The organism is Corynebacterium sp. HMSC070H05 (assembly GCF_001837615.1).
Classification (GTDB): domain Bacteria; phylum Actinomycetota; class Actinomycetes; order Mycobacteriales; family Mycobacteriaceae; genus Corynebacterium; species Corynebacterium coyleae.
Window position 1 is genome coordinate 277741 of record NZ_KV833341.1, and the last position, 22626, is coordinate 300366.

A 22626-nucleotide genomic window follows, 5' to 3' on the forward strand; every position below is an offset into this window, starting at 1 on the left:
CTTTGCGCAATGCAAGCGATCGTACAGCCACACACACCACTGCGGGGCGAATTGGGGTGCTAGGTAGGGTTGGGCGGGTGCGAGCAAACCTTTGGATCATCCCCGGATCGCCTGCGTTGGCGCTCTCGCCTCACGACGACGCCTCGCAGCGCCTCCTGGCCGTCACCCGTGCGTTGGCGGAAACTGCAGGTAGCCACCCGATCGATATCGTCTGCTGCCTCGATGAGCGGTGGTACACGGCGCACACTGGCTCGTTTCGTGCCTGGGGAGGCCCTGACATCACGGTGCGTGGTGGTAACCACTTAGGTGAGCTGGTTGCCAGGTTTGCGCTGGGTGATCCGGAGGTCCGCGACGTGCGTTCGCGTATCGACGAGCCCGATCCCGACGCCATCACTGTTGTCGTTGTCGACGGACCCGCGGGGTTAACACCGCGCGCCCCGCTCGCGTTAGTTCCCGGCGCGCCGGAGACGCACGAGGCCATTGTGCGGTGGTTGGACGGTGGTGAAGCAGTGCTCGTCGATACGCAGGTGCTCGAACCGGAACTGTGGCGCGAACTCGCAGGACTTGAGCGCAAGGATGCGCGGTTGATCGATGCCGATGACACGCTGGGTGTCGGACGGTATGTAGCGGAGTGGAGCGTATGAATCCCATTGCAGTTGTAGGGCCCACTGCCAGCGGCAAGTCCGCGCTTGGCATTGCGCTGGCGCACGAGTTCGGCGGGGAAGTGGTCAACGTTGATTCGATGCAGCTGTACCGGGGCATGGACATCGGCACCGCGAAGTTACCGGTGGAGGAGCGCGAAGGCATCACGCACCACCTGCTGGATATCTGGGATGTGACCAAGACCGCCTCCGTCGCGGAGTACCAGGCGCTTGCCGTGGCCACGGTTGAGGAGATCATGGCGCGTGGCAAGGTGCCGGTGCTGGTGGGCGGTTCGATGCTGTATGTGCAATCGCTTATCGACGCCTGGTCCTTCCCACCCACCGACCCCACCGTGCGCGCCCGCTACGAAGCGCGTCTGGGGGAGATCGGCGTCGACGCACTGCACGCCGAACTCGCCGAGGTTGATCCGGAAGCAGCCAGCATCATCGAGGACAAAGATCCGCGCCGCACCGTGCGCGCCCTCGAAGTCATCGAATTGACCGGCAAACCGTTCAAGGCTTCCCAACCGCCGAAGAATGCACCTCCACGTTGGGGTACGCGCATCCTTGGCCTGCGCACGAACGCCGAGTGGCTCAACCCCCGCATCGAGCTGCGCACCCGCATGATGTTCGAACAAGGGCTTATCGACGAAACCCGCGCCCTGGTCACAGACGGCCTCGTCCGCAATTCCACCGCCGGTCGCGCCATCGGCTACGCGCAGGTTCTCGCCATGTTCGACGGAGAACTCACCGAAGAAGAAGCACTCGAACAGACCATCACCGGCACTCGCCGCTACGTGCGCCGGCAACGCTCGTGGTTTAACCGCGACCCGCGCACGGTATGGCTCGATGCCGCCGATTCGAACGTGGTGGATCTCGCGTTAGACTCGCTGGCGTGAAGTTCCTGAAAGCACATGCCACCGAAAACGATTTCGTCGTCCTGATCGACGTCGACGACCAACTCGACATCACCCCTGAGCAGGTCGCCTTCCTCTGCGACCGTCGCGCTGGCGTCGGCGGCGACGGCCTGCTGCGTGTCGTCCGACGTGACGGTATGTGGTTCATGGACTACCGAAACGCCGACGGCTCCATCGCCGAGATGTGTGGCAACGGCATCCGTGCCTTCTCCCATGTGCTCGTCGCCGAAGGGCTTGAAGATGCCCGCGAGTTCGACGTGGACACCCGCGCCGGGGTGAAGCACATCCGCGTGCTTGAAGCTGACGAGGCCAACGCTGTCGTCTCCGTCGGCATGGGGGCAGTTCAGGTCACCGGTGTATCCACCGCATCGATGGGGGAGAACCAGTTTGCTGGCATCGGCGTGGACGTGGGCAACCCGCACCTCGCCTGCGTGATCCCGGGCCTGACTCCTGAGGGGCTTGCGGAAATGGATTTTGTCGCCCCGACCTTCGACCCCGAGTTCTTCCCTGAAGGCGTCAACGTCGAAGTGCTTACCGAACTTCGCGACAGCGAAGCGCACATGCGCGTCTGGGAGCGCGGCGTCGGGGAGACCCGTTCCTGTGGCACCGGCACGGTTGCTGCAGCGCAGGCAGTGCTTGCAGACGCCGGGATTGAAAACGGTGCCGTCACCATCAACGTCCCCGGTGGTGCCGTCAAGGTCGAGCTCAACGACGGCGTAGCCACCATGACCGGTCCGGCCACCATCGTGTACCGCGGAGAACTGGCCAGCGCGCTCTAACGAGGAGTCTTTCAAAACCCTGCGCACGGGAGTGTGCTCCTGCTTACAATGCACCTGTCGTTCGCACCGCAGCTTGGGATCAAGTTGCCGTTCTAAACCAGCAACGTCCACACGTTACGCTGGGCCGATCTCTTTCGCGGCTCGGCGTGCGTCGTCCCAGGCCTCCTGAAGCTCGAAGGCACGCTCGTCGGCGACCATGAGAATGCGCTCTAGCTGGGTTTTGTCGGTGCCGGGGGATTCGAGATAACCGTCGACGCGCTCAATGAAGCGTCGCGCAGAGGATGCTCGAAGCAGAAACTCGTTGATTTGGGGCACAGAGTTATCTGGGTTTGCCAGGGCGGGGTAGTGCAGCGTGCGGTCGGCGATGTCGGCGGCTGATGCGCCGTTTTGGAGCTTTTCGTAAGCGTCGAGAATCTCAAGGATGTCGTCGCGCGCGTACTCCAGCGACGATCGCATTGCAGCTACCTCGGGGTCTGGCTGCAGATGTCGGCTGATGAAGAAGGCGCAAGCGATCAGCAGGACAGACAGGAGCAAACCAGGCCACTTCAGCAACAAGACAAGCACTACTGTGGCAGCGAGTACGAGCGCGCCGAGTAGTGCTCGCGAGAGGTCCTTGTCTGGTGAACTCATGGTTCTGCCCTACAGGATTAGTGGCCGCCGCAACCGCAGGATCCGCCGCAGCCTCCGCAGCCGCCGCCGGTCGGAGTTGGGATGGAGCCGGCCATGACGGCGGTGCCAGCGATGACGGAGTCGCGGGACGGCAGGTCGCCGTCGGGCAGGCACACGTCGAACGGGAACGCAGCATCGACAGAGACGTGGATGAAGCGCTGGCCGGTCAGTTCGGAGGTGCGGTATTCCGCATCGAGTACGCGGCCGGAGAATTCGGCCTGTGCGTCTGGGGTAGAGGCAGCACCGGATGCCAGGGCTTCGGCGCCCGGGGAGGTCACCGTGCCCACCACGGCTCCCGGGTGCAGGGCGAGGTATGCGTCGGTGGAGGTGTAGTTCTCCACCGACAGTGCGAGGGCGCTGACGGAGAGTTCTTGCCATTGGAGGGTGGGCTCGTCGACAAGCAATGGCCCCTGTGCAAGATTCACCGTCAGCGATGCCATGGCGTTGCCGCGCGGGTCGACGACGTCGGCGAGCGCAACTACGTCGTTGATTGGGGTGACGTGGGCGTAGGCGCGGGTTACGGAATCGAAACCTGCGAAGGTGGCAAACGGCTCAACTGCCAAAATGTTGAGCTGCGCACCTGAGGGGTCGGCGTATTGGATCAGTTGGCCGCCGCGCACTTCACCGGTGACTGCGAGACGGTCGGTGGCAATGGCGGCTTCCACAGCGTCCTGCCACTTATCAAAGTTCAAGCCGATTGCGGCGAGGTCGTTGCTGATTGCTGTGCTCATGGCGCCCGATAATAGTCGCAGTCGCACACGGGGAAGAATCTCGGCCGTATCTGCGTTTAATGGGGTAGATATGAAGAGGACATTTCAAGCTCCATTAAAGGATGTAATGACTGAACCCCACCTTGACCGTTTCGGCGGTAGCCGTGAGCGCTTTTTGCGTGACGACGACACCACGCCCGAGCAACGCGCCCACGACGAACTTCTCCGTGAGGCTTTTCGGCACAACACCGTTCCCGACGAATCCGCACCGACGGTAGGCGCGCTCGACCTGGAGGAGCGCAACGCGTTTCGTACCGTGACCGGATCGACCGAGATCCGCTCGCAGGACCAAAAAGACATCACCGAGGTGGAGTACCGCAAACTCCGCATCGAACAGGTCTTGCTCGTTGGCGCGTGGACCGAAGGCACCCTTGCAGAGATTGAGGCTCGCATGTGGGAGCTTTCAGCACTGGCGGAAACAGCCGGCGCTGAAGTCGTCGACATGCTGTATCAAAAGCGCGACAAACCTGATCCGGGTACTTACATCGGCTCCGGCAAGGTTGCGGAATTGCGTGAGATTGTGCTGTCTACCGGCGTTGACACGGTGATTTTTGATGGTGAGCTTTCGCCGTCGCAGATGATCGCGCTGGAGGAAGCCCTCAAGATCAAGGTGATCGACCGCACGATGTTAATTCTCGATATCTTCGCCCAGCACGCGAAGAGTAAAGAGGGCAAAGCACAGGTCAGCCTTGCGCAGATGGAGTACCTCTACAGCCGTACCCGCGGTTGGGGTGGCAACCTGTCGCGTCAGGCGGGCGGTCGTGCTGGCTCCAACGGCGGTGTGGGCCTGCGTGGTCCTGGTGAGACGCGTATCGAGGCCGACCGTCGCCGCCTGCGCACCGAGATGGCCAAACTGCGCCACCAGCTGCGCGATATGGAGACTGCCCGAGAGATCAAGCGCGCGCAGCGCCAGCGCTCCACTATCCCGAAGATCGCGATCGCGGGCTACACCAACGCGGGTAAATCCTCGTTGATCAACGCGATGACGGGTGCGGGCGTGCTGGTGGAGGACGCGCTGTTTGCCACTCTCGACCCATCGACGCGCAAGGCCAAGTTGGCGGACGGGCGCAACGTAGTGCTGACCGACACTGTCGGGTTTGTGCGCCACCTGCCTACCCAGCTGGTTGAGGCGTTTAAGTCCACGCTCGAAGAGGTCAGCGGCGCCGACCTTGTCCTGCACGTCGTGGACGGTTCGGATCCGTTCCCACTGAAGCAGATCGAAGCAGTCAATGCGGTCCTTGCAGAGGTCACACGCGACTCGGGCGAGGAGATGCCGCCGGAGATCGTTGTGGTGAACAAGATCGACGACGCTGACCCGATCGTGCTCGCCGAACTTCGCCACGCCTTTGAAAAAACCGGCCGCACCGCGGTGTTTGTGTCCGCGCTGACGGGGGAGGGAATCGACGAGCTAGAGGCGCGCATCGAGCAGCACCTCAACTCCATCGACGCGCACGTGACCATGGTCGTGCCCTACACCCGCGGTGATGTGGTCAGCCGCGTGCACGAGGAGGGCACAGTGCGCTCCGAGGAGTACGAGGCAGAGGGCACGCGTATCGACGTCCGCCTGCCACGTGTCCTCGCCGACCAGTATGCGGAGTTCGTCGTCTCCTAAGCCTGGCGGTTCGGGTTGGCGTTGACCCCGGTGTTAGCGCCAGTAAGGGTCGAACGCCTTGTAGGTTTCGGCCCCGGTGAGCATCTCGGCGGCGCTTTCGTCTACGACAACCTTCGCGGCGTTGTGCAGCTGCAGTGCCGATGCCGGGCACGATGCGGACAGAGGCCCCTCGACGAGTGCTTGTACCGCGTTAGCCTTCGCCGGGCCAGTGGCGATAAGCACCAGGTGGCGTGCCTCAAGGATGGTGCCGATGCCCTGTGTCAGGGCTTGGCGCGGGACCTCGTCGGCAGAATCGAAGAAGCGTGCATTGTCCTCGATCGTGCGTGGATGCAGGTCGATGAGACGGGTACGGGAGCGCAGCGAACTCGTCGGCTCGTTGAACGCAATGTGTCCGTTTGCGCCAATGCCGAGAATTTGGATATCTACACCGCCCGCGTGGCGGATGGCGTGGTCGTAGGAGGTAGCTGCTGCCTGGGGGTTGGCGGCCTCGCCGTCGGGAGACGCAACGGACGAATCCGGAATGTCGATAGAGCCGGTGAACTCGCGGCGGATCGTCGAGTAGTAAGACTGCTCGTGGTCACGAGGGATGCCGTAGTACTCGTCCAGCAAGAAGGCCTTGCAGTTGGCGAAGCTCAAGCCTTCTTCGCGGTGTCGGCGGATGAGCTCTTTATAGGTTGGGTTGGGTGAGGATCCGGTCGCAAGACCGATGGTGGCGCCTTGTCGTGCGAACGGCTCGATGCAATCGGCGGCGTATGTGCCGACTTCCTCGGGGGTGCGTCGAATGATGATGTCCATGAGGAGCAACTTACCCGCTCGAACTGCTGCGGCTGCGATTAGCTATGCAAAGCGCGCGAGGGCCATAATGAAGACTCGTGACGAACTCAATTGGTTGGACCCTGCATGGCGACGGACGCCATGTGAAACCCGGGGCGGTTGTCGCTCCCGACGAACGACTGTCGTGGTCGCGCACCATCGGCATCGGCATGCAGCATGTGGTGGCTATGTTTGGCGCAACACTGCTGGTGCCCACGCTCACTGGCTTCCCAGTAAACACCACGTTGCTGTTTTCCGGACTTGGCACGATTATCTTCCTGCTGATCACCCGGAACCAGTTGCCGAGCTACCTCGGCTCTTCTTTTGCCTTCATCGCTCCGCTGACCGCGTCTCAGCAGTATGGCATTGGATCGCAACTCGGTGGCGTGCTGCTGACGGGTGTGGCGCTCATCCTTGTCGGCGTGATCGTGCAAAAAGCCGGCAAACGCGTCATTGACGCCGTAATGCCCCCTGTAGTCACAGGTGCGATTGTGGCGTTGATCGGCTTTAACCTCGCACCGACTGCGGTCAGTAACGTACAAACCCAGCCTGCTGTTGCAGGCGTGACCTTGCTGACCATCGTGGTGGTCACGGTTGCAACGCGCGGGATGCTTTCCCGACTGTCCATCCTGATTGGTGTGTTGGTGGGTTGGCTCTTCGCCGCGCTCACTGGCGGTTTGAGCGAGGACGCGCTGGCCACCATCGGTGACGCCGCCTGGGTTGGCCTGCCGCAGTTCCACACTCCGGAGTTCCACCTTTCTGCCGTGCTAGTGACACTTCCGGTGCTTGTTGTGCTCATTGCTGAAAACGTCGGACACGTCAAGGCGGTCGCCGAGATGACCCACCGCAACCTGGACCACATGCAGGGCCGGGCACTGATCGGCGATGGCATCGCCACGACCCTGGCGGGTGGCTTCGGCGGCTCCGGCACCACTACTTACGCCGAAAACATTGGAGTCATGGCCGCGACCAAGGTGTATTCCACCGCTGCGTACTGGGTGGCTGCCACCTTCGCGATCATCCTCGCGTTCATCCCGAAGTTCGGCGCCGTCATCTTCACCATTCCCGCCGGCGTGCTCGGTGGCGCGTGCTTGGTGCTTTACGGCCTGATCGGCATGCTTGGCGTGCGTATCTGGCAGGACAACAAGGTCGACTTCACTGACCCGGCGAACCTCACCGCAGCTGCCGTCGCGCTGATTGTCGGCATCGGCAACCTCACCTTCGAGGTCGGGCAGGTGACCCTGGAAGGCATCGCCCTCGGCTCCGTTGGCATCATCGTTATCTATCCGATGATGCGGTGGGCTTACGACCATATTGGTGAAGGCCAGTTCCGCTAACCTCACCCATCAAAAAGACAACGCCCGGGCAACCACAGTGGTTGCCCGGGCGTAGTCGTCGCTAAGCAAGAAGCCTTTACTCGTCGTCGAGATTCTTTGCGATCAGTGCGGCGATCTTCTCAACCGCCTCGGCATTATCAGAGGTGACGATGACCTCATCGCCGTGCTCTGCACCCATCGCCATGATCATGAGCGAGGACGCAGCATCAGTCTCATCGTCCTCGTCGCCGCCGACCAGGGTAAGCAGGATCTCGTCATCGTACTCACCAGCAGCGTCCGCAATCACCGTCGCCGGACGAGCGTGCAGACCAACCGTGGAACCGACCTTGACCGTCTTCGAAGCCATAATGCAACTTTCCTTTCACGCGGCTTTTCAAGAATGCGTTTTGCAGTCGAGTGTACGCCCTTGTGCTTAAGCCGACACGAGTTCTTCCTCGCGTTTCGCAGCCTTTCGGATCTCATCGTTAGGCCACCACTGTTTGAGCGCCACAACAGCGAGCGTTGCCACCGCGACACCGGCAGCCAACGCCACGAGCATGCCCCACCACGGGTGGTAGGCGATGATCACAAACACGCCACCGTGCGGTGCCTGTGCACCCACACCAAGGGCCATCGAGACCGCACCTGCGGTTGCACCGCCAAGCATCATCGAAGGGATCACACGGAACGGATCTGCAGCTGCGAACGGAATTGCGCCTTCTGACACGAACGACAATCCCAACAGCCAGGCAGATTTGCCGTTCTCCTGCTCAGCCGGGGTAAACAGCGAGGAGCGCAGGAAGGTGGCGATAGACAGCGCGATCGGCGGCACCATGCCCGAGATCATTACCGCGGCCATGATTTCGTACGCACCCTGGGTACCCGCAGACAAGCCAGCGGTGCCGAACAGGTAGGCAGCCTTGTTCACCGGACCACCCAGGTCGAAGCACATCATCAAGCCGATAATCACGCCAAGCAACACCGCAGAGGATCCTGACATGGACTCCAGCCACGCGGTGAGTCCTTCCATGACAGCGCCGAGCGGACGGCCCAGCAGCAGGAACATCAGTACGCCGATGATCAGCGATGTCAGCAGCGGGATGATCACCACCGGCATGAGCGAACCCAGCCAGCGCGGAACCTTCCACGTCTGAATCCAGTGGGCGATCACACCTGCGAGCAAACCGGTGATCAGGCCACCGATGAAGCCAGCGCCGACCATCACGGAGATTGCGCCGCCGACGAAGCCAGGTGCGATACCCGGACGCCCTGCGAGTCCGTAGCCGATGTAGCCGGACAGTGCCGGCACGACGAATTGCATAGCCATCTGCCCAGTGGCGAAGAGCACTGCGCCGAGGTAGAGCAACCAGCCGGAGCGCCTGAACGCAATGAGTTCGCCGTCCACAGTGATCTGATTGCTCGGCAGGTTGGTCGGGGAGTACTCGGTGACCAGTGCCTGCCAGCCATTCGCCATGTCCGCGCCGCCGAAGAGGAATCCGAGGGCCAACAGCAGGCCACCGGCGGCGACGAACGGCACCATGTAGGAAACGCCGGTCATGATCGCTTGTTGGATGCGCTTGGGCCAGCTCTGTGTCGCGGCAGACGCGGTCTCGTCACTATCTACCTTCGAAGCTGCAGCTACTCGAGGTGCGTTTGGGTCCTTCGATGCGGCGATCGCCTCATCGATCATCGCGTCCGGTTCGTTGACACCACGCTTGACTGGACTGTCGACCACGGGCTTACCCGCGAAGCGACTCTTTCCGCGAACAGCGACATCATGGGCGAAAATCACCACATCAGCGGAATCGATAAATGCCTGGTCGAGCGGATCCCCACCGGAGGAGCCTTGCGGCTCGACACGAAGATCAACATTGTCGCGCTTGCTAGCTGTTTGCGTCAGTGCATCCGCTGCCATGTAGGTGTGTGCAATGCCGGTCGCACACGATGTGACCGCTGCAATACGAATTGGCGCATTGCTTTGCGACGACACCACCGCATCGGCCTTCTTCTTCGGCTCAGCCTTCTTCGGTTCAGCATTGACCACGCCGTGCACAAGATCCACAATCTCTTGCTCGGATGCTGCGGAGCGTAGGTTATCAACGAACTCGCCGCGGACCAGTGCGCGGGCGAGCTTCGAGAGAATCTTCAAGTGTGCTTTGCCGCCGCCTTCAGGTGCTGCAATGAGAAACACCAGCTCGGCGTCACCGTCGGGGCCGTTGAAGTCAACAGGGTTGGACAGCCGGGCAAACGCAAGCGTGGGTTCGGTGACAGCGGCACTACGGCAGTGCGGGATAGCGACTCGTCCGTTCACGCCGGTGCCGGCCTTAGCCTCGCGCGCGATGGCTGCCTCAGCCACCGCTGCGGCATCAGTCGCACGGCCAGAATCTGCGATACGTGCCGCGAGCTGGCCAATGACATCGGAGGGAGAAATGCCAAGGTCAGCATCAAGCGTGACAAGTTTTGGCGTGATGAGAGGTTGATTCACGTTGTCTTCTTTCATGCAGTTATACGGGGAACACGTGAGTGTGTTCAAGGTCGATATCGGAAGGAGAGGGGATGCCAGTGCCCGGCAGCGACGCCGCAGCCGAGCCGTACGCCACTGCACGGCGGAGGCACTCGGCTGGTTCATCCCCGGCGATCCGTGCCATCAGGTAGCCAGCCAACGAACTATCACCAGCGCCGACGGTTGAGAGCACCGTGACTGGAGGTGGTGTCGCCGCCCACGCGCCAGCGCGAGTAACTAAGCATGCACCGGCGCCGCCTAAGGTGACCAGTACTTCGTTGGCCCCGTGGTGAATCAGTGTCTGTGCTGCCGAAACGATGGCGGCGTAGTCGCCCTCGGAAGCGCTACGCTCCAATGCGGTGCCGTCGCCACCGGTGAGCTGCGCGAGCTCAAACGCGTTTGGCTTCAACACGTCCGGCGCGCTCGTATCGAGTCGCTCACCAATTGCCTGCAGCGGTGCATCGGAAGTATCCACTGCGACCAACGCGCCAGCATTAACCCGACGTATGCGCTCCACAAGATCTGCGTACCAGTCAGTTGGGACACCAGGAGGAAGCGATCCTGCAAGAACGACGGCTTCAGCGTCTGCGACGACTGAATCTATAGCTGATTCAACGGCTGCCTTTTCGTCGTCGCAAAGCCTCGCTCCTGGTTCATTGATCTTTGTCGTTGTTGCGTCATCTTCAACGATCGCAGTATTGGTTCGCACCGATGCCGCGATAGCAACGGGGTGAAACTGCACCGGGAGTTCACGGATGACGTCCGCAAACGGATCGGAGGGGGCACAGGGGGCAATCGCGGTGGTTCGAATGCCTGCTTTGGCACACGCGTGCGCGACATTGACCCCTTTTCCACCCGCCTCTTTTCGGGTCTGGGAAATCCGCGCAACCTCACCGCGTTTAAGCACGGGGACGTTTACGGTCACATCCATGCTGGGGTTTGGGGTGAGGGTGACCACCCGCACCGTGTTCTTTGTGCTGCTCACACAACCAGTGTGTCCGATTGCTTCCGTTTTTGCAACGAATCCCACACAATCGGAATTAATGTGTGCTGGATGTCACCGGCGCAAGAACGACTTCAATATCATTGCGCTCGAGATCTTCGAGGAATGTCTCAGGTGCACCACTATCGGTAATGACGATGTCGATCGCATCGAGGGGTGCGAAACTGACAAGGTAATCGTTGCCGATCTTTGATGAATCACACAAGACCACGACCTTCTGGGCATTCGTGACCATGGCTGATTTCACGGCTGCTTCCTGAGAGTCGGCGGTAGACAGGCCGTGGTCAATCGTCAGTGCATTGGTACCAATGAATGCGACATCGGCGCGGAGCAATGCCAACGTTCGTAGTGCGGTCGCACCAACTACCGCTTGCGTAATTGCACGAACTGACCCTCCAAGAAGCTGTACGCCATCAAGGCCTGCGGAGGAAAGATCCAGGGCGATTGGCAGCGAATTTGTCACGATAGAGCAGTTTTGAGCGCGGGTGTTCTCGCAAAGCAACTGCGCAAAGTAACTGGTTGTAGAGCCAGAATCCAGAAAAATCGCGGCGCTGTCGTGGCGGGGGAGAAAATCCAGTGCAGCTTTCGCGATTGCGGTTTTCGCATCAGATGCCGCACGAGACCGGGCATCGAGCGGGAGTTCAGAGGTGAGAAACGCTTGGTTTGCAACAGCACCACCATGTACGCGGTGCACAATCCCATCGGCGTGAAGTGCGGTGAGGTCGCGGCGGATCGTTTCGGCAGTGACATCGAACTTTTCCGCGAGTTCAGCGACGCTCACCCTGCCTTCCACAGCAGTAAGTGACGCAATCTGGCGTTTGCGCTCCTCGGCGTACATCGCACTCCTCAAACGTTTTGGTCGGAGTACTCAGTATTTCAGACATTCATGCCCGGATGTCTGCGATTGTGTTTGTTTTGCCCCTAAAGGAGGGCAAATTCCCGCTAAAGGGTGCGGAAAACGGAAATAACACGCCCCATGATCTCTGCGTTATCGCCCTTGATTGGGGCAAACGCATCATTGTGGGGAAGGAGCCACACACCGGTGGAATCGCGGTGGAACTCTTTGACTGTCGCCTCGCCGTCAAGCAATGCAGCGACGAACTCGCCTTCCTCGGCAACAGGCTGCGAACGTACAACAACCCAGTCGCCGTTGAGGATGCCGGCATCGCGCATGGACTCTCCAACAACCTGAAGCATAAAAACGTCGCCATCACCGAGTAGGTCGCTAGGAAGTGGGTAATAGGTGTCGACGTTTTCTTCGGCCAGGATAGGTGCACCAGCTGCTATTTGTCCCAAAACTGGAACGAAACGCGCGGGAGTCGCGTCCTCGGGCGTGTCCTGCTGGGGGGTTTTGCGCTTCGGTTTGGTTGTCTGTTGTAGGTGGCGCAGATCCACGGCACGCGGCTTATTGGGGTCGCGGCGCAGGAAGCCCTTCTTCTCCAGTTCCTTGAGCTGGTATGCCACGGATGAGGTTGATTGCAGCCCGGTAGCGTCGCCGATCTCACGGATGCTTGGCGGGTAGCCGCGGAGCACAACGGCGTCTTGGATGACCTGAAGGATTCGACGTTGCCTGTCTGAAAGTGTGCTCATGTCGAGATTGCCTGCGTCAGATTTTTTCTTTGCCACCGCTCTTCCTCTTTCCGCGTGTCTCTGTTTCTAGGTCTGTAGGCATAGAACCTACCAGAGAGGGCAAGTTTGTTCGATATTTTCCACTTTGGGCTAGACAGTGTTTGCTCGCTTTGCTATAAATCGAACATGTAAGCGGAATCGAACATACAAACGATTACATATTCGAACATGTCGAGTGCATTCGTACAGTGGTGCACGAGATTGAAGGAGAGTGAAATGTCGGTAACGATTAATCCAGCAGTGAACAGTGGGTATGGGAGCGATTGCGGTGTATCTCGGACGCCTCGGTTAGCGCAGCCGGTCGAGGTGTGGGACCTTAATCCAGGACGAGATCGTAGCGGTGTTTATAGCGGTGTTCGAACGCTTGACGTTATTGATCGAAAAGGTGAGCGTACAGAGAACCTAGGTTATGGACGTCGGGAATATGTATCTGAGGCATTCGAATCTCACCGCGAGGGCAAGGAAGGTTTCGTCTTAGCAGCGTTGCTGACTGGAGCGCTTTTAGCCGGCTCTGCGTTTGGTGGAGTGTTTAGTGATGCAGACCAGGTGCCGGGATCGTCCCAGCCGGTTTTCATCGCAGACTCTGAGGCGGTCCGCTAGAGGGGTATTCTGAGCCCTATGTATTGCCCCTTCTGTCATAACGAACAGACCAGAGTCGCTGACTCCAGACTTGTCGAAGCAGGCTCTGCAATTCGCCGTCGCCGTGAATGTACAGAATGCGGTGGTCGATTCACCACTGTTGAAAACGCGGTACTCACCGTCGTCAAACGTAATGGAGTAAGTGAGCCGTTCGACCGCGACAAGCTCATCGTTGGTGTGCGGCGTGCATGTCAAGGTCGGGACGTTTCCGACGATGCACTGAAGCGCCTCGCACAAGAAGTCGAAGAAATCGTGCGTGCGCAGGGCAGCTCGCAGGTTCCTGCTCACGAGATTGGTTTGGCAGTACTCGAGCCACTTCGTGCGCTTGACGAGGTTGCATACCTGCGCTTCGCATCTGTGTATAAGTCGTTTGAAAGTGCCGACGATTTCGAGTCGGAAATCAGGCTTATGCGTCGGCGCGACCGCGAAGAATATCGCTAGCGCAGCGCATCAATTTTCTTCTCAATCCGGCGCTGGCTGACCGGTCGGGGAGTGCCAAGTCGCTGCGCGAACAAACTGACCCGCAACTCCTCAATGAGCCAAAGAATATCCTTGTAGGCCCGCGTCTTCGACCGTTGTGCGGGAAGTCGCTTCATATGATCAGCAAGGTAGCGTTTCACCCCATCGACAACTGCCTGGCGGTCAGCATCTCGGTCCGGGTCCAGACGCATATCCTCCAGCCGGATCCGCATCGCACCGATATAGCGCGGCAAATGCTGCAAGTGCTGCACCCCATGAACCGTTATTGCGTGACGGGGGAGGTAGAAGACGAGCTGCGAACGCATGTCATCAATCGCAGGCCCCTCCCACTGATCGAGCTCCACCGAAATGTCGGCGTACGCGGCAAGCGCTGGAGCAGTGTTGACCACAGCACGCCTTACACCACCCGAGACCTGTGGCTTAATCTCGGCGAGAAGGGCGTCGAACTCCTCCGGAGTGCGCACCGGCCCCCCGTGCGACATCATCAGATCACGAATCACTGCTACACGAGCATCCTCGACCAGGCCATTTGCTCCGCCGTGGGGATAGCGGTCAACAGCGACCTTGTGGCGCAGCGGTAGGCCCTTGGTCATCTGCTGCGCATTAACGCTGATTTCGCGCAACAGCAACGTCAGTGTCGCAGTGACCATCGACGCGTCGGCAGCAGCCTTCGTCGGGTGCACCGTGACCTTGACACCGTCTTTTGTAGCTTCGAGTGCTGGGTAAGCATCAACCTCGTTACCGTCGATTGTTGTGGTCACAGTCTCCGGTACAGCGCCGAGCGAGTCCGACGTCCACTTTTTTACAGACTCAGACTCCGATTGGCGTCCAGCTTTGGATACAGACGACTTAATCTTGCCCGCCTGACGGCGTTTTAACGCTGCGAGATCCTTGTCGTGGTCGACGATCTTGCCGCGGCGGTCGATTGCCGCATAGGTAACCTGCAAGTGCGGTGGCAACGCCTGGGGGGTGAAATCCGTGGCGTTAATACCGCGGCCACCAACGCTTCGAAGCGCATCGGCGAGCGCTTCAGTAAACGGGATGTCCGTGTTGACGTCCTCGGGCATTACCTCGAGTGCACGCTGCGCAAAGTCGGGGGCGGGGACGACGGTTTTACGTAACGCCTTCGGTAGGGTGCGGATCATCTCGGCGGCGAGTTCAGAGCGCAAGCCTGGGACGAGCCAATCGAAGCCGTCAGGGTCAAGGTTTGCCAGGAGTGGCACGGGTACCTCGACAGTGACTCCATCAAACGGGTCGCCCGGTTCGAACTTGTAGCGCAGTGCGTATTCCACGGAGCCCTGGCGCTTGGCCTCGGGAAAGGCGGTCGCAGAGGCGTCAACGTTGTCGTCGTCAAGCAATGCGTTCGGATCGAAGTCCAAATAATGCTTGTCTTTCGCACGCTGTTTCTTCCACCACGAATCAAAGTGGCGAGCGGTGGTGACATTGTCGGGCAGGCGAGCGTCGTAAAAGTCGAACAACGTATCTTCGTCGACGACAAGGCCGCGGCGGCGAACCTTTTCCTCGACCTCGGCTGCTTCCGCAAGCAACGCTTCATTGTGGTCGATGAACTTATGGTGACGGTTCCAATCGCCCTCCAGCAGCGCGTGGCGGATGAACATTGTGCGCGCAGCGGCAGGATCCACCCGGTGGTAGGGAACAAGCCGATCACGCACGATGGTCACGCCGTAAAGCATGGATTTTTCGTGGACCATCGCTGCGGAACGCTTACGCGACCACACAGGTTCCGAATAGGAGTGTTTGAGCAGGTCGCCGGCGGCACGCTCAACCCAAACAGGTTCGATCTTGGCTACGTCACGAGCCCAGAGCCGTGACGTTTCGACGAGTTCAGCGGCCATGAGAAACTCCGGAGGCCGCTTAGCCAGCGACGAGCCGGGAAAGACCATAAACCGTGTCCCGCGCGCTCCCTGAAACTCTTTGGAATTGCCGTCACGCGCGCCGATATTGGAGAGCAAACCAGTCAAGAGCGACTGGTGGACTGCAGCTGCATCGCGCTCACCTGCGACACTATCGGCGGGAGACCAGCCGAGCTGTCGCTCCACGTCGCGCAATTGGCGGACAAGATCGCGCCACTCACGGATGCGCATGTAGTGGAGGAACTCGCGCTTCATACGCTTACGGAATGCGTTGCCGGACAGCTCGTCGCGGGAATCACCGATGTAATCCCACAGTTTCAGCGATGACAGGAAGTCGGACTCTTTGTCCTTGAAGCGGGCGTGTGCTTGGTCGGCCTGGGCCTGGTACTCCAAGGGGCGTTCTCGAACATCCTGGATGGTCATGGCTGCGACGATGACAGTGACGTCATCGAGCACGCCGAGGCGATTGGCCTCCACCAGCATGCGGGCCATCTTGGGGTCCACAGGAATGCGGGAAATATCGCGGCCAACGTTGGTGAGGATCGGTGCGCCACCACGTTCTTTTTGCGAGATCGCCCCCAATTCGTGCAGCAGCATAAGACCGTCGCGGACCGCCTTATGGTCAGGCGCCTGGATGAAGGGGAACTCATTGATATCCCCAAGCCGCAACGAGATCATCTGCAAGATGACTGACGCCAAGTTTGTGCGCAGAATCTCCGGGTCAGTGAACTCTGGGCGCGCTTCGAAGTTCTCCTCCGAATACAGGCGGATGGCAATGCCGTCGGCGGTACGGCCCGATCGGCCCGAACGCTGGTTCGCGGAAGCCTGGGAGATTTCCTCGATAGGCAGACGTTGGACCTTGGTGCGTGTCGAATACCTCGAGATACGCGCCAGGCCAGTGTCCACCACATAGTGGATGCCCGGCACGGTCAGAGACGTTTCGGCGATGTTTGTCGACAACACAATGCGACGACCCGAGTGTGGGGAGAACACACGGTGCTGCTCCGCGTTGGAGAGGCGACCGAACAGCGGAACAACCTCAACGCCACGCCAGTGCTGCTTCTCAATCGCCTCCATGCAGTCACGGATGTCGCGCTCTGAAGAGAAGAAACACAGAATGTCGCCGTTGCCCTCACCCATAAGTTCTTTGCAGGCGGCGACGACACCGTCGATCATGTCGGTGTCAATCTCCTTGATGGAGCCGTCTTTTTTCTGAATCTGCTCAACCAGTGGTCGGTAGCGGATTTCGACTGGGTAAGTACGCCCGGAGACCTCGATAATCGGAGCTGGGTTGCCCTCGGCGTCGGCGAAGTGGCTGGCAAATGCCTCCGGGTCAATGGTCGCAGATGTGACAATCACCTTGAGGTCCGGCCGCTTGGGCAGCAGTCGCTTGAGGTAGCCCAGCAGGAAGTCGATGTTGAGTGAGCGCTCGTGGGCCTCGTCGATAATGATCGTGTCGTACGCGTTGAGGAAGCGATCGCGCTGCATCTCTGTGAGCAAGATGCCGTCCGTCATCAGCTTGACCGCAGTAGACGGGGATACTTTGTCGTCGAAACGAATGGCGTAGCCGACAGATTCACCGATGTCCTGGCCGAGCTCGTCGGCGATGCGCTCCGCAACGGTGCGAGCGGCGAGTCTGCGCGGCTGCGTGTGTCCAATCAGTCCACGCCGGCCACGCCCCATCTCCAGCAGCATCTTTGGAATCTGGGTGGTCTTGCCCGATCCCGTCTCGCCGGCGATAACAACGACCTGGTTGTCGCGCACCAGTTCCATGATGTCGTCGCGGCGCGCAGACACCGGCAGGTTTTCCGGGTAAGTAATTTCAGGGATCAGAGCATCGCGCTTCTCGACGACACCCCGTGCCCTCTCAATATCCTTCTCAATCGCCCGCAGCGCATCCGGCGCGCTCGCATTTTTGAGTCGCCTACGGAACCGTCGAACATCCGCAATCGGTACAGCATCGAGCGCATCGTAGAGCTGCGGCTTCGGCGGGGCGGGGGAGGAGGAAGAATGATCAGTCATAGCCAGAGGCAGAGCTTAGCGCGGAAGCAGGGATTTACCTGATTCCAGGGCCCGCTCATACGAAGCCTTCACGAGTTGCCCTAACTGCTCGAACTCCGCAACACGCTGCGAGGACGCACGGTAGACCAAGCTCACCGTGCGTTGCGCCTGTACGCCGTTTGCAAACGTTGCGGAAGCGACTCCGGGGCGAGAGCACTCAGTGCCTACCGCGGAGGCCGGAATCAACGTTGACCCCAGCCCTGCCACGACCAACTGGACGATCGTGGTCAGTGACGATGCGCGTGTCACAGCATGCTTGCGCGCGCCGGGAGTTGCCTCAGCGATCTTGCACAGCTCCACAATCTGATCCCGGAGACAGTGGCCGTCATCCAGTAGTAAAAGGTTGAGGTCCTTCAGGCTGTCCAGCCCCAGATCGGTGCTGCCGGCAAGTGGATCGTCCGGATTGGTCACTGCCACAAACGGCTCGTCGTAAAGCGGCAATTGCTCCAAACCTGGTGCGTGCGTCGGAGTGGCAAGCACTGCCAGATCGAGTTGCCCGTCGCGCAACATTTTTAACAGTTGATCCGTTTGGTTTTCTACGATGCGCGGTTCCAAATCCGGGTAGTTTTCCTCGATCCCAATAAGCACTCCCGGAAGGAGATACGGCGCAATTGTAGGGATGATGCCAATGTTCAGTGGTCCAGCAAGCTCGCCGAGCGCTCCGCGCGACTGGGCAAGAAAAGCATCGGCAGCGTCGAGGGTTGCCTTCGCGTATGGCAACAGCGCTTCACCGGTGGGGGTGACGATCACGCGCCGGGTGGAACGCTCGATAAGTTGCAGGCCAAGACCATTTTCAAGCGACGCCAAAGCCTGTGACAGGGAAGGCTGGGAGATGCCAAGTTTCGCTGCTGCGCTCACAAAGTGTTTCTGTTCTGCAACCGTGACAAAGGTACGGATCTGTGCGAGTGTCGGTTTATACTCTCGATTGCTCATACTTATGAATCCTACACCGGCTAATAGGTTTTTGGTTGCAACCTTCTGCGAACTGTGTCATACTGTTTTACGTCCGAAACACATTCGTTTGACCAGATTCTTTTGGAGGATCATCATGCCGATCATGACCGTTGGAGAGCGTTTTCCGGAGTTCGACCTTCTCGCACTGAAGGGTGGCAACCTGAAGGAAGCTAACGCTGCTTCCCCGGACGACTACTTCGAGCGCGTCTCCCTGGATAAGTACGAGGGCAAGTGGAAGGTCATCTTCTTCTACCCGAAGGACTTCACCTTCGTTTGCCCGACCGAGATCGCCGCATTCGGCAAGCTCAACGAGGAGTTCGAGGACCGCGACACCCAGGTGCTCGGCGGCTCCATCGATAACGAGTTCTCGCACTTCAACTGGCGTGCAACCCACGAGGAACTGCTGGACATCCCGTTCCCGATGTTCTCGGACATCCGCCACGACCTGATCCGCGCCCTCGGTGTTGAGAACGCTGACGGTGTCGCAGACCGTGCAACCTTCATCATCGACCCGGACGGCATCATCCAGTTCGTGTCCGTCACCCCGGACGCTGTTGGCCGTAACGTCGACGAGGTCCTGCGTGTCCTCGACGCTCTGCAGTCTGAAGAGGTCTGCGCTTGCGATTGGCAGAAGAACGACCCGACCAAGAACATCGACAAGATGGCTGTGGTCCAGGAGTCCCTGAAGTAGCACCCGAACTTTAGTTTCCGTGCCGCCCCGCGCTCCTTACCGCTGGAGTGGCGGGGCGCTCCCATACCAACTGAAAGGATCAACGTATGTCTATCGATAACCTGCGCAACGCACTTCCCGAGTACGCAAAGGACCAGAAGCTCAACCTTGGTTCGCTGACCCGCTCGACCGAGCTGAATGAGCAGCAACTGTGGGGCACGCTCGTCGCCTCCGCGGCCGCGACCCGCAACGCAACCGTCATCTCCGAGATCACCGACGAGGCCAAGGAGCACCTCTCCGAGGAGGCCATCGACGCAGCCTTCGGTGCGGCCACTGTCATGGCGATGAACAACGTCGCGTACCGCGCTAAGGGCTGGTTGGGTGACGACTACGCCAACGTGAAGTTTGGCCTTCGCATGAACATCATTTCCAAGCCGGGCGTGGAAAAGGCTGATTTCGAGCTGTGGTCGCTCGCCGTTTCCACCATCAATGGTTGCGAGCACTGCGCTGTCGCCCACGCCAACACCGTCCGCGAGGAAGGCCTGACCAAGGAACAAGTCTGGGAATCCATCAAGATTGCCGGTGTTGTCCAGGCTGTTGCCCAGACGATCACTATCGAAGACGCACGCTAAGCCACTAGCGCGTATCGACGATTAAACGCCGCTGGCCCCGAACCTTTCTGTTCGGAGCCAGCGGCGTTTCGTCGTTAGGCAGAGCGCTCTACATGGGGCTGAGCACCTTGGTGGTCAGGGAGAACAGGTCCTTCGGATCATCCGGATCGGCGACCAACTCAATATAGGTCTGGAAGTCGGTGCCAGCAGTCGAGTCGCGCAGGTAGCGCAGGGCGGAGAAGTCCTCGATAGCAAAGCCCACGGAGTCGAACAGCGTGATCTCCTCATCGCTGGAGCGGCCCGGGACCTTGCCTGCGATGACCTTCCACAGTTCGACAACCTCGAAGTCCTCGTCCTTGTTCTGGATCTCGCCTTCGATGCGGGTCTGTGGAGGGAACTCGACGAACACGGTGGCGTCGTCAAGAATGCGCGGATCAAGCTCCGTCTTGCCGGGGCAGTCGCCGCCCACACCATTGATGTGGACGCCCGGGCGAACCAACGAGTAGTCCAGGATGGTGTTCTGGGCCTTGTCGGCGGTGCAGGTCGTAATGATGTCTGCGCCTTCGAGCGCATCCTCAACGCTGTCGGCGATGTAGACCTCGATGCCGAGTGGCTCGATATTGCGGCGGAACTTCTCCATAGCGTTCGGGTCGATATCGAAGATGCGAACCCGCTCGATGCCCAGCGCCGCACGGAACCCGAGTGCCTGGAACTCCGACTGCGAACCGGAGCCAATCATCGCCATGACCTCAGAGTCCTTGCGGGCGAGGTACTTTGCCGCCATTGCGGAGGTTGCAGCAGTACGAAGTGCAGTGAGCAAGGTCATCTCGGCTTCAAACGTGGGGTAGCCGTTGTCTACGTCAGCCAGGAAACCGAAAGCGGTCACAGTCTGGAAGCCACGAGCCGGGTTCGACGGGTGGCCGTTGACGTACTTGAATCCGTACTCGATTGAGTCGGAGGTGGGCATCAGTTCGATGACACCGATCGGGGTGTGGCTAGCCACGCGCGGGATCTTGTCGAATTCCTCCCAGCGGACGAAGTCCTTTTCGATGTATTCGAGGATGCCGGCGATGATCTTCTCCACACCGTGGTGGTCGATCCAGCGGCACATGTTGGTGACGTCGACGAGTTGAGTCATACGGGTAGTTCCTTTCAAAAATGTGGGGGATTAATGGGCAACGATTGGGGGATCGATATCAGGGGCTTGTTCACCAGTGACGTGCTCGTAGTTTACGTGCGAGCGTGAAATGAACTCGACGCGATCGCGGACCTTGAACCAGCCGAACGCAAGCGCCGGCCACATCAGCAGTGACACAATCAGTGTCCAGGTGCCAATTGGGTAGTCGAAGGCCATGAGCACGACAACCAGCCCAAGGAACAGCAGCGAGACAATATCGGTGAACGGCGAGAATGGTGCGCGGTAATCCGGACGGGTGTACTTGCCCTGCCGGGCCAGCCGCACAAAGCGCATGTGCGACAGGGAAATTGCCGCCCAGGACGCCATCGTGCCAAGTGCCGCGATATTCAACACAACCTCGAACGCTGCCTCCGGCACGAAGTAGTTGAGCACAACGCCGAACAGGGCGACGCCGGTGGTCATCAGAATGCCACCGTAGGGCACACCACCCTTGGTGACCTTGCCTGCCCACTGCGGTGCGGAACCGGCCTTGGACAGCGAGTACATGATGCGGCCCGTGGAGTAGAGGCCGGCGTTCAGGGAGGACAACGCAGCGGTGATGACCACCAACTGAGTGATAGGACCGGCGTACGGCACGCCGATGGAGTTGAAGAAAGTCACAAACGGTGACTCGTCACCGGAGTACTGGGTGTACGGCAGCAGCATGCACAGCAGGAGCACGGAGCCGAAGTAGAACACCAGCAGGCGGAAGACAACAGCATTAATCGCCTTCGGGATGTCCTTACGGGGGTTCTTTGCCTCACCAGAGGTCGTGCCCAGCAGCTCGATACCTGCGTAAGCGAACACGACGCCTTGGATCACGATCAGTGCCGGCAGTACGCCGTTCGGGAACCAGCCACCGTGATCGGAGATGAGCGTCAGGCCAGTCAGATCACCACTCGGATTGCCGAAGATGACCATGAAGATGCCGACCGCGAGGAACGTGAGCAGGAACGCCACCTTGATCAGGGAGAACCAGAACTCCATCTCGCCAAAGAACTTCACCGAGACGAGATTCATCCCCGTCACAAGAGCGATGATCGCAAGTGCGATGACCCACTGCGGAATGTCGTTAATCCAACCGTAGAACTGGCCGAACCAGCGGATGTAGATCGCAAGCGCTGTCGCGTCAGCAACGGCGGTCGCTGCCCAGTTGAACCAGTACAACCAGCCCGAGACGTATGCGGCCTTCTCGCCAAAGAATTCGCGAGTGTAGGACACGAACGAACCCGAGGTTGGACGGTGGACAATGAGCTCACCCAGACTCCGCAGGATGAGGTATCCGATGAAACCGCAGAGCAGGTACATCAGGGCTAGCGACGGTCCGGCGGCCTCAAGGCGCGAACCTGCGCCAAGGAACAGACCGGTACCGATCGCCGAGCCAATTGCGATCATGTTGATCTGACGGGTGGACAGCCCTTTCTGCAAGCCGGCGTCTTCGTCAGGAATGACGCCAGCTTTAGGACGAGTTGATGCTTCCGATGGTGGTGGTTTCGTAGTCATCGGGT

At 59.8% G+C, this 22626-nt stretch carries 20 protein-coding genes; 8 read left to right on the forward strand and 12 right to left on the reverse strand.

What is annotated here, in order from left to right; translation table 11 throughout:
• Positions 1-77: 77 nt before the first annotated feature.
• Genes HMPREF2617_RS09555 through dapF form a run of 3 tightly spaced genes read left to right on the forward strand, consistent with a single transcriptional unit; the run spans position 78 to position 2337 of the window.
• Positions 78-644 carry a hypothetical protein gene (locus HMPREF2617_RS09555; RefSeq protein ID WP_070840585.1) on the forward strand — a complete coding sequence of 189 codons (567 nt, stop codon included), beginning with the start codon at positions 78-80 and terminating at the stop codon, positions 642-644.
• A complete protein-coding gene (miaA, locus tag HMPREF2617_RS09560; protein ID WP_070840586.1) occupies positions 641-1540 on the forward strand; it encodes a tRNA (adenosine(37)-N6)-dimethylallyltransferase MiaA in 900 nt (299 codons plus the stop codon). The genes HMPREF2617_RS09555 and miaA overlap by 4 nt, the downstream gene beginning before the upstream one ends.
• Positions 1483-2337 carry a diaminopimelate epimerase gene (gene dapF / locus HMPREF2617_RS09565; protein ID WP_070840587.1) on the forward strand — a complete coding sequence of 285 codons (855 nt, stop codon included), beginning with the start codon at positions 1483-1485 and terminating at the stop codon, positions 2335-2337. Before miaA ends, dapF begins: the two co-directional genes overlap by 58 nt.
• Positions 2338-2451: 114 nt before the next feature.
• Here the strand turns inward: dapF and HMPREF2617_RS09570 are convergent, their stop codons facing one another.
• Together HMPREF2617_RS09570 and HMPREF2617_RS09575 are read right to left on the reverse strand one after the other, a co-directional pair.
• Positions 2452-2967, reverse strand: a complete 516-nt coding sequence (locus HMPREF2617_RS09570) for a hypothetical protein (RefSeq protein WP_070840588.1) — start codon at positions 2965-2967, stop codon at positions 2452-2454.
• A 17-nt stretch (positions 2968-2984) separates the two neighbouring features.
• Positions 2985-3725 (reverse strand): hypothetical protein, encoded by a 741-nt coding sequence (locus HMPREF2617_RS09575; protein WP_070840620.1) that lies wholly within the window; start codon positions 3723-3725, stop codon positions 2985-2987.
• Positions 3726-3843: 118 nt separating this feature from the next.
• On the opposite strand from HMPREF2617_RS09575, the gene hflX reads away from it, so the two are divergent.
• The gene (gene hflX, locus HMPREF2617_RS09580; protein ID WP_083308103.1) at positions 3844-5388 is read left to right on the forward strand and encodes a GTPase HflX; all 1545 of its coding nucleotides are present in this window, start codon (positions 3844-3846) and stop codon (positions 5386-5388) included.
• 33 nt (positions 5389-5421) lie between these two features.
• On the opposite strand, the gene nagB is transcribed toward hflX, so the two are convergent.
• Positions 5422-6183, reverse strand: a complete 762-nt coding sequence (gene nagB / locus HMPREF2617_RS09585) for a glucosamine-6-phosphate deaminase (RefSeq protein ID WP_070422335.1) — start codon at positions 6181-6183, stop codon at positions 5422-5424.
• A 77-nt stretch (positions 6184-6260) separates the two neighbouring features.
• Here nagB and HMPREF2617_RS09590 point away from each other — a divergent pair, with 77 nt between their 5' ends.
• Entirely contained in the window at positions 6261-7538 is a 1278-nt protein-coding gene (locus tag HMPREF2617_RS09590; RefSeq protein WP_070451040.1) for a uracil-xanthine permease family protein, read from the forward strand.
• Between the two features lie 76 nt (positions 7539-7614).
• On the opposite strand, the gene HMPREF2617_RS09595 is transcribed toward HMPREF2617_RS09590, so the two are convergent.
• From HMPREF2617_RS09595 to lexA, 5 genes are all read right to left on the reverse strand, one after another.
• Positions 7615-7884: an HPr family phosphocarrier protein gene (locus HMPREF2617_RS09595; protein ID WP_070422337.1), complete on the reverse strand. Its 270-nt coding sequence runs from the start codon at positions 7882-7884 to the stop codon at positions 7615-7617.
• A gap of 66 nt (positions 7885-7950) precedes the next feature.
• Positions 7951-10017, reverse strand: coding sequence for a PTS fructose transporter subunit IIABC (locus HMPREF2617_RS09600; RefSeq protein WP_070840589.1), 2067 nt, complete (start codon positions 10015-10017; stop codon positions 7951-7953).
• A gap of 4 nt (positions 10018-10021) precedes the next feature.
• Positions 10022-11005, reverse strand: coding sequence for a 1-phosphofructokinase family hexose kinase (locus HMPREF2617_RS09605; RefSeq protein ID WP_256381229.1), 984 nt, complete (start codon positions 11003-11005; stop codon positions 10022-10024).
• A gap of 55 nt (positions 11006-11060) precedes the next feature.
• On the reverse strand, positions 11061-11861 hold the full coding sequence (locus tag HMPREF2617_RS09610; protein ID WP_070840590.1) for a DeoR/GlpR family DNA-binding transcription regulator: 801 nt from the start codon (positions 11859-11861) through the stop codon (positions 11061-11063).
• A gap of 104 nt (positions 11862-11965) precedes the next feature.
• Positions 11966-12613 carry a transcriptional repressor LexA gene (gene lexA, locus HMPREF2617_RS09615; protein WP_083284773.1) on the reverse strand — a complete coding sequence of 216 codons (648 nt, stop codon included), beginning with the start codon at positions 12611-12613 and terminating at the stop codon, positions 11966-11968.
• A gap of 657 nt (positions 12614-13270) precedes the next feature.
• Here lexA and nrdR point away from each other — a divergent pair.
• A complete protein-coding gene (nrdR, locus tag HMPREF2617_RS09620) occupies positions 13271-13732 on the forward strand; it encodes a transcriptional regulator NrdR (RefSeq protein WP_070422341.1) in 462 nt (153 codons plus the stop codon).
• On the opposite strand, the gene hrpA is transcribed toward nrdR, so the two are convergent.
• Complete coding sequence (hrpA, locus tag HMPREF2617_RS09625) at positions 13729-17667, reverse strand: ATP-dependent RNA helicase HrpA (RefSeq protein ID WP_070840591.1); 3939 nt, start codon at positions 17665-17667, stop codon at positions 13729-13731. The two genes, nrdR and hrpA, sit on opposite strands and share 4 nt — an antisense overlap.
• Before the next feature lie 15 nt (positions 17668-17682).
• A complete protein-coding gene (locus HMPREF2617_RS09630; protein WP_070569939.1) occupies positions 17683-18639 on the reverse strand; it encodes a hydrogen peroxide-inducible genes activator in 957 nt (318 codons plus the stop codon).
• Positions 18640-18754: 115 nt separating this feature from the next.
• On the opposite strand from HMPREF2617_RS09630, the gene HMPREF2617_RS09635 reads away from it, so the two are divergent.
• Both HMPREF2617_RS09635 and HMPREF2617_RS09640 read left to right on the forward strand, forming a co-directional pair.
• Positions 18755-19351 (forward strand): peroxiredoxin, encoded by a 597-nt coding sequence (locus tag HMPREF2617_RS09635; protein ID WP_070422344.1) that lies wholly within the window; start codon positions 18755-18757, stop codon positions 19349-19351.
• Between the two features lie 86 nt (positions 19352-19437).
• Entirely contained in the window at positions 19438-19962 is a 525-nt protein-coding gene (locus tag HMPREF2617_RS09640; RefSeq protein WP_070451048.1) for an alkylhydroperoxidase, AhpD family, read from the forward strand.
• A gap of 88 nt (positions 19963-20050) precedes the next feature.
• Here HMPREF2617_RS09640 and HMPREF2617_RS09645 read toward each other — a convergent pair whose 3' ends face one another.
• The gene (locus HMPREF2617_RS09645; RefSeq protein WP_070840592.1) at positions 20051-21079 is read right to left on the reverse strand and encodes an ornithine cyclodeaminase; all 1029 of its coding nucleotides are present in this window, start codon (positions 21077-21079) and stop codon (positions 20051-20053) included.
• Between the two features lie 30 nt (positions 21080-21109).
• Positions 21110-22621, reverse strand: coding sequence for an amino acid permease (locus HMPREF2617_RS09650; protein ID WP_083316765.1), 1512 nt, complete (start codon positions 22619-22621; stop codon positions 21110-21112).
• Positions 22622-22626 lie beyond the last annotated feature (5 nt).